This window comes from Streptomyces sp. MK37H, assembly GCF_018035285.1.
GTDB classification, from domain to species: domain Bacteria; phylum Actinomycetota; class Actinomycetes; order Streptomycetales; family Streptomycetaceae; genus Streptomyces; species Streptomyces endocoffeicus.
The window spans coordinates 1-7,566 of record NZ_JAAAYH010000426.1; the positions used below are offsets into that span (position 1 = coordinate 1).

General features: G+C 72.2%; 8 protein-coding genes, 1 tRNA gene and 1 other RNA gene. 6 read left to right on the forward strand and 4 right to left on the reverse strand.

Features of this window, described 5'->3' with window-relative positions; genetic code table 11:
• Both GWI24_RS36545 and ffs read right to left on the reverse strand, forming a co-directional pair.
• Positions 1-2,240, reverse strand: a 2,240-nt coding sequence (locus tag GWI24_RS36545; protein WP_210950342.1) for a DNA polymerase III subunit gamma and tau, incomplete at its 3' end; no start/stop codon positions are given.
• A gap of 74 nt (positions 2,241-2,314) precedes the next feature.
• An RNA gene (ffs, locus tag GWI24_RS36550) (signal recognition particle sRNA small type) lies at positions 2,315-2,411 on the reverse strand.
• 73 nt (positions 2,412-2,484) lie between these two features.
• On the opposite strand from ffs, the gene GWI24_RS36555 reads away from it, so the two are divergent.
• Both GWI24_RS36555 and GWI24_RS36560 read left to right on the forward strand, forming a co-directional pair.
• Positions 2,485-2,572: transfer RNA gene (locus GWI24_RS36555), tRNA-Ser, on the forward strand.
• A 131-nt stretch (positions 2,573-2,703) separates the two neighbouring features.
• Positions 2,704-3,105 (forward strand): hypothetical protein, encoded by a 402-nt coding sequence (locus GWI24_RS36560; protein ID WP_210950343.1) that lies wholly within the window; start codon positions 2,704-2,706, stop codon positions 3,103-3,105.
• An 83-nt stretch (positions 3,106-3,188) separates the two neighbouring features.
• Here GWI24_RS36560 and GWI24_RS36565 read toward each other — a convergent pair whose 3' ends face one another.
• The gene (locus GWI24_RS36565) at positions 3,189-3,779 is read right to left on the reverse strand and encodes a TetR family transcriptional regulator (protein ID WP_210950344.1); all 591 of its coding nucleotides are present in this window, start codon (positions 3,777-3,779) and stop codon (positions 3,189-3,191) included.
• Between the two features lie 108 nt (positions 3,780-3,887).
• On the opposite strand from GWI24_RS36565, the gene GWI24_RS36570 reads away from it, so the two are divergent.
• Positions 3,888-4,844 (forward strand): SDR family NAD(P)-dependent oxidoreductase, encoded by a 957-nt coding sequence (locus tag GWI24_RS36570; RefSeq protein WP_210950345.1) that lies wholly within the window; start codon positions 3,888-3,890, stop codon positions 4,842-4,844.
• A 295-nt stretch (positions 4,845-5,139) separates the two neighbouring features.
• On the forward strand, positions 5,140-5,370 hold the full coding sequence (locus tag GWI24_RS36575) for a hypothetical protein (RefSeq protein ID WP_210950346.1): 231 nt from the start codon (positions 5,140-5,142) through the stop codon (positions 5,368-5,370).
• Positions 5,371-5,386: 16 nt separating this feature from the next.
• Here the strand turns inward: GWI24_RS36575 and GWI24_RS36580 are convergent, their stop codons facing one another.
• On the reverse strand, positions 5,387-5,551 hold the full coding sequence (locus tag GWI24_RS36580) for a hypothetical protein (RefSeq protein ID WP_210950347.1): 165 nt from the start codon (positions 5,549-5,551) through the stop codon (positions 5,387-5,389).
• A 239-nt stretch (positions 5,552-5,790) separates the two neighbouring features.
• Between GWI24_RS36580 and GWI24_RS36585 the strand changes: the two genes are divergently transcribed.
• Together GWI24_RS36585 and GWI24_RS36590 are read left to right on the forward strand one after the other, a co-directional pair.
• Positions 5,791-6,957 carry a sensor histidine kinase gene (locus tag GWI24_RS36585; protein WP_210950348.1) on the forward strand — a complete coding sequence of 389 codons (1,167 nt, stop codon included), beginning with the start codon at positions 5,791-5,793 and terminating at the stop codon, positions 6,955-6,957.
• A partial coding sequence (locus GWI24_RS36590) for a response regulator transcription factor (protein ID WP_210950349.1) occupies positions 6,945-7,566 on the forward strand: 622 nt, incomplete at its 3' end. The genes GWI24_RS36585 and GWI24_RS36590, both read left to right, overlap by 13 nt.

The window sequence follows — 7,566 nt, forward strand, 5'->3', positions numbered from 1 at the left end:
AAGCCGCCGGGACCGCCCTGGCCACCGGCACCACCGGCACCACCGGCACCACCGGCACCACCGGCGCCACCGGCACCACCGAAGCCGCCCGGACCGCCTGGGCCGCCGCCCTGCTGTCCGGCGCCGCCCGAGGGGTCGACGATCGCCTCGATCCGCCACTGCACCCCTATGGCGTCCTGGAGCGCCTGCCGCAGGACGTCCTCGCTGCCGCCACCCACAAAGCTGTCGCGCGCGCCCGCGTTGGAGAAGCCGAGCTGGAGGGTGGTGCCGTCGAAGCCGGACACCGTCGCGTTCTGGCTCAGCAGGATCCAGGTGAAGCGGCGGCGGTTCTTGACCGCCTCCAGGATGTCCGGCCACATCTGCCGCACCTGGACGGCGCCCTGCGCCATGCTCGGCGCGCCCGGCGCGGGTGCGGAGGGCGCGGGCCCGGCGGCGGGAGCAGAAGGCGCGGTCGGGGCGCTCGGAGTGGTCGGCGCGGAGGGCGCCGCGGGCGCCTGCGCGGAGGGGCCGCCGCCCTGCCCCGGCGCGGTGGCCGTGGGCCAGCCGCCGGGCTGCCGGGCGGGCGCCCCGGCGCCCTGTCCACCGCCACCACCAGACGCACCGGACGCACCGGACGCGCCACCGGGACCGGAAGCCCCGGAGCCGGGAGCGGATGCGGCGGGCCAGGCTCCGGGCCGCGATCCGCCGCCCTCGGCGGCCGGGGCCTGGGCACCCGACGGCCACGCCCCGGGCCGCTGCCCGCCACCGTCCTCCGGGGGCGCGGCCGCGGCCGGTGCACCACCCTGCTGTCCACTGTCTACGGCACCCCCCGGACCGCTGTCCGCGGCAGGCCGCGCCCCGGCAGGCCATCCACCAGGCGCCTCGCCACCCGCACTCTCCGGGGCCTGCCCAGGCCCGCCCCCGGCCATAGCCGCACGCGCGGCGGCCGGACCGGACGGCCCACCAGCGGGAGGAGCGGGAGCGTGAGCGTCGGGCCCCGGTACGTACCCCATGGCGGGCCCGGCCCCCGCGACGCCACCACCGCTGGCACCACCACCGCCACCGGCACCAGCACCGGCTCCACCGCCCAGGCCTCCCGCGAGGGCCCCGCGCTCCAGCCGCTCCAGCCGCGACTGGATGGACCGCTCATCGTCGAAGGCGGCGGGCAGCAGCACCCGGGCGCAGATCAGCTCCAGCTGGAGCCGCGGCGAGGTGGCGCCGCGCATCTCCGTAAGACCCTCATTGACGAGGTCCGCCGCGCGGCTCAGCTCGGCGCCGCCGAAGACCGACGCCTGCGCCTGCATCCGCTCCACCACATCGGCCGGGGCGTCGATGAGCCCCTTCTCCGCCGCGTCCGGCACGGCGGCGAGGATCACCAGATCGCGCAGCCGCTCCAGCAGATCGGCGACGAACCGCCGGGGGTCGTTGCCCCCCTCGATCACGCGGTTGACGACCTCGAACGCCGCAGCCCCGTCGCTCGCCGCGAAGGCGTCCACGATCGAGTCCAGCAGCGAGCCGTCCGTATAACCGAGCAGCGAGGTCGCCATGGCGTACGTCACGCCGTCGTCGGCCGCGCCCGCGAGCAGCTGGTCCATCACCGACATCGAATCCCGCACGGACCCGGCCCCGGCCCGCACCACCAGCGGCAGCACCCCGTCCTCGACCGGAATCGCCTCGCGCCCGCAGACCTCTCCCAGATAGTCGCGGAGCGTCCCGGGCGGCACGAGCCGGAACGGATAGTGGTGCGTACGCGACCGGATCGTGCCGATGACCTTCTCCGGCTCGGTGGTCGCGAAGATGAACTTGAGGTGCTCCGGGGGCTCCTCGACCACCTTCAGCAGGGCGTTGAACCCCGCCGAGGTGACCATATGGGCCTCATCGATGATGTAGATCTTGTAGCGACTGGACGCGGGCCCGAAGAACGCCTTCTCCCTCAGCTCACGGGCGTCGTCCACACCACCGTGCGACGCGGCGTCGATCTCGATCACATCGATCGACCCCGGCCCGTTCCGCGCGAGGTCCTGGCACGACTGGCACTCGCCGCACGGCGCCGGGGTGGGACCCTTCTCACAGTTCAGACAGCGGGCCAGGATGCGCGCACTGGTCGTCTTGCCACACCCGCGCGGACCGCTGAAGAGATACGCGTGGTTGACCCGGTTGTTGCGCAGCGCCTGCTGCAGCGGGCCGGTGACATGCTCCTGCCCGATGACCTCCGCGAAGGTCTCGGGGCGGTAGCGGCGGTACAGCGCGAGGGACGACACGCTTACGACGATATCGGGGACCACGGACAACCGGCCCAACCCGCATCCCCACAGCCCTTCACACCCCCACAGACGCAAGGGGCCCCTCACGCACCCGCCAGAGCTCACTTACCCTTGCTGCCTTCCGGCCCTGGGGGAGTTCGGTGAGATAGCGCCACGTGAGGGGCTGGCCCCCACCCTAGCGGATAGACCGGGGTGGGAACGAGTTCGCAAGCACTCCCGATCGTCTTGTAGAGTCTCCAGCGGAGGATTCGCCTAGAGGCCTAGGGCGCACGCTTGGAAAGCGTGTTGGGGGCAACCCCTCACGAGTTCGAATCTCGTATCCTCCGCCAGTGCCTCACCGGGCACGACAAGGTAGCCCTGATCTGCGATTACGTGGATCGGGGCTTCTTTGCTTGGTGCTGGCTCGTGCTGTGGCTCACTGTCCGCGGGTCGCTACGCAAAACGCTTCGGTAACCGGCACTTGTCCAGCGGCCCAGCGCGAGAAGCCAGCAGACATGGCACACAAGAGCCCGCTACGTGCAAGCAGCGCGTCGGGGCGTCGCAGAGTGGCACGCCGACACAGAGAGCCGAAGCACGCCAACTGCTCGATCAGGTTCCGGAGGGGTTCCTCTACAACGACAGTGGGCAGCTCAACCTGGACCGCGGCATCGTCGAACGGAACACCGCGACCGGCTTCGGCGGCGGCATCGACAACCAGTCGGGCGGTCAGGTGACGCTCATCAACACCAAGGTCATCGACAACACCCCGGACAACTGCGCCCCCGAGGGCAGCGTCCCCGGCTGCGCCAACCCCACCGCCGCCATTGACCCGCCGCCCACGCGGGAACTCCTGCCCGACGACGACGTCAAAGACCCCGAGTGAGTCATCTGAACGCCTCCGCCCACCGGGGCGGATGACGGGCCCGGACCTCCGGGCCCGTCGTGGTTTCCGCCTTGGTTCCCGGCTCAGTGGGCGTCCGCGGGCCGGGGCTCGCTGATGCGACGGGCGGCTTCGACCACTGCCTCGCGGTGGAGGGCCAGGCGCTGTTGGGACCAGGGCCGGTCGGCCTCCTGTGTATCGGCGCCCTCCGCGGCGCTGAACCACGCCTGGGCCACGGCGAGGACCATGGTCAGGAGGTCGGTGGGGTCCATGTCCCGGGCCAGTTCTCCGCGCTCCTGGGCGGCAGCCACTTCGGCGGTCTTCAGGCAGAAGGCGTCCGTCTCGAATCCGGCGGCGGAGGGGCGTTCCAGCCGCTTCCACATGCGCAGGCGCATGAGGTCGGGGCGGGCGACGAGGTGGTCGAAGATCGCTCCGGCGTATCCGGGCAGGTCGTCGACGTCGAACGGGACCGACTCGGCACCCGCGGCCAGCGCACGGTGCAGCACCTCGTCGAAGAGCTGCTCCTTGTTGCCGAAGTAGGCGTAGATCAGCCGCTTGTTCGCGCTCGCGGTCTCGGCGATCCGGTCCACGCGGGCCCCGGCGATGCCGTAGGCGGCGAATTCGGTGAAGGCGGCGTCGAGCAGACGTGCCTTGGTGGCGCTGGAGTCCCGTGGCATGTACGCCACCGTAGCAAGTAACTATCTAGTTATTGACATCGGCGACCTCGCTTGCCTACCGTGTATCTATCCAGTTAGTTACATTTCGAAGCGTCTGGAGATTCACCCATGTCCGTGCCTCAGACTCCCCCCGCGTTCGGGGCCAGCACCACCGCCGCCGAGGTCATCGACGGCGTCGACCTGCACGGCCGCCGGGCCGTCGTGACCGGCGCCAGTTCCGGGATCGGAGTGGAGACGGCCCGGGCGCTCGCGGCGGCGGGCGCCGATGTCACCCTGGCCGTGCGGAACACCGACGCGGGAGCGCGTGCGGCGGCCGGTTTGGAGGCCGGGCTTCCCGCGGAAGCGGGCAAGCTGACGGTGGCGCGTCTCGATCTGGCCGACCGGTCCACCGTCGAGGCTTTCGTGGCCGACTGGTCGGGCCCGTTGCACATCCTGGTCGGCAACGCCGGGGTGATGGCCCTGCCGGAACTCACCCGCACCCCTGACGGCCGGGAGACGCAGTTCGCCGTCAACCACCTCGGGCACTTCGCGCTCGCCGTCGGGCTGCGCCAGGCTCTCGCGGCGGCGGATGGGGCGCGTGTGGTCTCGGTGAGTTCTCTCGGGCATCTCTTCTCGCCCGTCGTCTTCGACGACCTGGACTACCGCTTCCGCCCCTACGACCCGTGGACCTCCTACGGGCAGTCGAAGACCGCCAACATCCTGTTCGCCGTCGGTGCCGCGGAGCGGTGGGCCGACGACGGCATCACCGCCAACGCGCTCATGCCGGGCAACATCGGCGACACATCGCTCGCCCGGCACGTGGACCCGCAGCAGCTGGCGGGCTTCATCGAGACCACCGGACTGGCGCTGCCGCCGCAGAAGAACGTGGCGCAGGGCGCCGCGACATCGGTGCTGCTGGCGGCCTCACCGACGGTGGAGGGCATCACCGGCCGCTATTTCGAGGACTGCGGGCAGGCCGCGCCGGTTACCGAACGAGGCGATGCCGTCGCCGGTATCGCGCCGTACGCGCTGGACCCGGAGAACGCCAACCGTCTGTGGGCGGTGTCCGAGGATCTCGTCCGTTAGTGCTCCGCGCCGTCACATGGCTTCGTAAAACCGCTTGGTCGGCCGCCCTTCGTGGGCGGTACGTTGACCGCCATGACCAGCTTTCGAAAGGGCCATGCCGCGTAGGCGCCCATCAGCCCTGCGGGGCGACATTCCGGTCCGTCTCCTGAGGCGTCGGCGGTATCCGCCGATCGACCGTCTCTCGGGGGCCTGCGCCGCCGATCTGCGTCGGCTCGAGCGCACCCGCTTCTGGCCCGAGGCCATCGAGGAAGCCTTCTGGCACTGGAGGGCCCTGGCCCACGGCCCTCTCAGAGGTGTGACCGACGCTTTCTGGGGGCCTCGGTGCGAGATGTACGAGTGTGGCTGCGATCCCGGATCTTTTCGCGACTTCCTCGAGACCGCGCTCCACGCCCTGCCCAAGAAGAGCGCGCGCGAGCTGCGGGTGCTCGTCCGGGCCCTCGACGCCAAGATCACGGCGAGGGCCAGGATCGTTCGCGTGGACGCCCCGGACAGTCGGTGGTGGCGGGGGATGTCCGAGGTGAGGTAGCCGCCGGTGCACCCGCTCAGGCGGTGCGGCGGTCGCGGGTCAGGTAGAGGGCCGTGGCGGCGATGGCGGTGAGGCCGGTGACGCTGCTGACCAGGATCTGCTCGATGCCGCCGAAGGCGAAGCTGGAGGCGACGTTGACGATGGCGGCGAGGGCCAGGACCAGCCAGAGCAGGGACTTCATGAGGGGTTCCTTTCGGAGGGGCCCTTGGTGGGCCGGTGGGTGGGCCGGTGGGTCGGTCGGTGCGTCGGCCGGTGGATCGGGCCTTCGTTGTCCGAGGTCTACGATCCCCGGCTCGCGCCGCCGTCTCGATGGGCCGCGCCCCCGGATCCGGGGTGTAGCGGGCTACACCCCCACCGATTCGCCCACCGGCCGGCGCACTCCGCTCCCGCCGCCCCAGCCGGTCGCTTAGCCTGACGGCCATGCGGGAGACGGTGCGGCGGGCGGGGTGGGCCTCGGTCGAGTTGCTGCGAGCGGCCGGGCTGGCCCTGGCCTCGTACTTGTCCGTCGGGGTGGTGATCTTCGCCGCCGTGGCCATGGCCACCGTCGTGGGGGCGGGGGTGCTGCCCGAGTCGGTGCTGTTGCTGCGCAGGACGGCCGGGTACAAGCGGCGGCTGGTGGGTGCCTGGACCGGGGCGCCGGTGCCCGAGGCGTACCGGCCGCTGACCGGGGAGGCGTTCGCGCGGGCGCGGGCGGCGGTCGGGGATCCGGCCACGTACCGCGATCTGCGCTGGCTCGTGGCCCACGCGGGTTACGGCTGGCTGCTGGCCTGCTGTGCGATGCCGGTGTGGGTGATCGGGCTGCTCGTCGACGGGGTGTGGTGCGGGCTGCTGAAGCAACGGGCCGTGGTGCTGCCGTTGATCGAGCGGCTCGTCGACCTCGACGCGGCGTGGTCGCGGGCGCTGCTGCTGCCGTCGCCGGAGGCGCTGCGCAGTGCCCGGCTCGCCGAGCGGGTGGAGGAGCTGTCCGAGACCCGGGCGGGCGCCGTGGCCGCGCACGGGGCCGAGCTGCGGCGCATCGAGCGGGACCTGCACGACGGTGCGCAGGCGCGCCTGGTGGCGCTCTCGATGCGGGTCGGGCTCGCGCGGCGTGCGTACGAGAAGGACCCCGACGCGGCGCACAAGCTGCTGGAGGACGCGCAGGACCAGGCCGAGGAGGCCCTTACCGAGCTGCGCCATGTCGTGCGCGGCATCCATCCGCCGATCCTCACCGACCGCGGGCTCGTCGGCGCCGTACGGGCGCTCGCGGCCGGCAGCGGGCTCGAGGTGGCCGTACGGGACGACGGGGTGGAGGACGGGCTCCGCGCCCCGGCGGCGGTCGAGGCCGCCGCGTACTTCGTGATCGCGGAGACGCTGACCAACGCGGCCAAGCACAGCGGGGCGCGACAGGCGTCGGTCGGCCTCGTCCGGATGCCCGATAGGTTGAGGGTCGCGGTACGGGACGAGGGGCGGGGCGGGGCCGATCCCTCGGGCGGCAGCGGGCTGCTCGGCATGCGGCGACGGGTCGCGGCGCTCGACGGGACCGTGGAGATGACCAGCCCCGTCGGGGGGCCGACACTGATCGAAGTGGAGCTGCCGTGCGTGTGGTGATCGCCGAGGACAACGCTCTGCTGAGGGAGGGCATGGTCCTGCTGCTGAACTCCGCCGGGCACGAGGTGGTGGCCGTCGCCTCCAGCGGCCCCGAGGTGCTGCCCGCCCTCCTCGAACACCGCCCGGACGCGGCCGTGCTCGACGTCCGGATGCCGCCGGGCTTCCGCGACGAGGGGCTGCGCGCGGCGCTCGCGGCGCGGCGGGAGATGCCCGGTCTGCCGGTGCTGGTGCTCTCGCAGTACGTCGAGGAGACCTACGCGGCCGAGCTGCTGGCCGACGGCGCGAGCGGGCTCGGCTATCTGCTGAAGGACCGGGTGGGGCGGGTCGAGGAGTTCCTGGACGCGCTGGAACGGGTGGTCGCGGGCGGTACGGCGCTGGACCCGGAGGTGGTCAGGGAGCTGATGACGCGGCGCCGTGACGATCCGGTGGACTCCTTGACGCCGCGCGAGCGCGAGGTGCTGCACCTGATGGCGGAGGGCCGGGACAACGCGACGATCGCCCGGACGCTGGTGGTCTCCGAGCGCGCGGTCAGCAAGCACATCGGCAATGTCTTCGCCAAGCTGGGCCTGCCGCCGAGCGACAGCGGGCACCGGCGGGTGCTGGCGGTCC

Coding starts and splice junctions, on each gene's coding strand:
- GWI24_RS36565 (WP_210950344.1), bottom strand. CDS start 3,779: ATGCCACGGGACTCCAGCGCCACCAAGGCACGTCTGCTCGACGCCGCC.
- GWI24_RS36570 (WP_210950345.1), top strand. CDS start 3,888: ATGTCCGTGCCTCAGACTCCCCCCGCGTTCGGGGCCAGCACCACCGCC.
- GWI24_RS36580 (WP_210950347.1), bottom strand. CDS start 5,551: ATGAAGTCCCTGCTCTGGCTGGTCCTGGCCCTCGCCGCCATCGTCAAC.
- GWI24_RS36585 (WP_210950348.1), top strand. CDS start 5,791: ATGCGGGAGACGGTGCGGCGGGCGGGGTGGGCCTCGGTCGAGTTGCTG.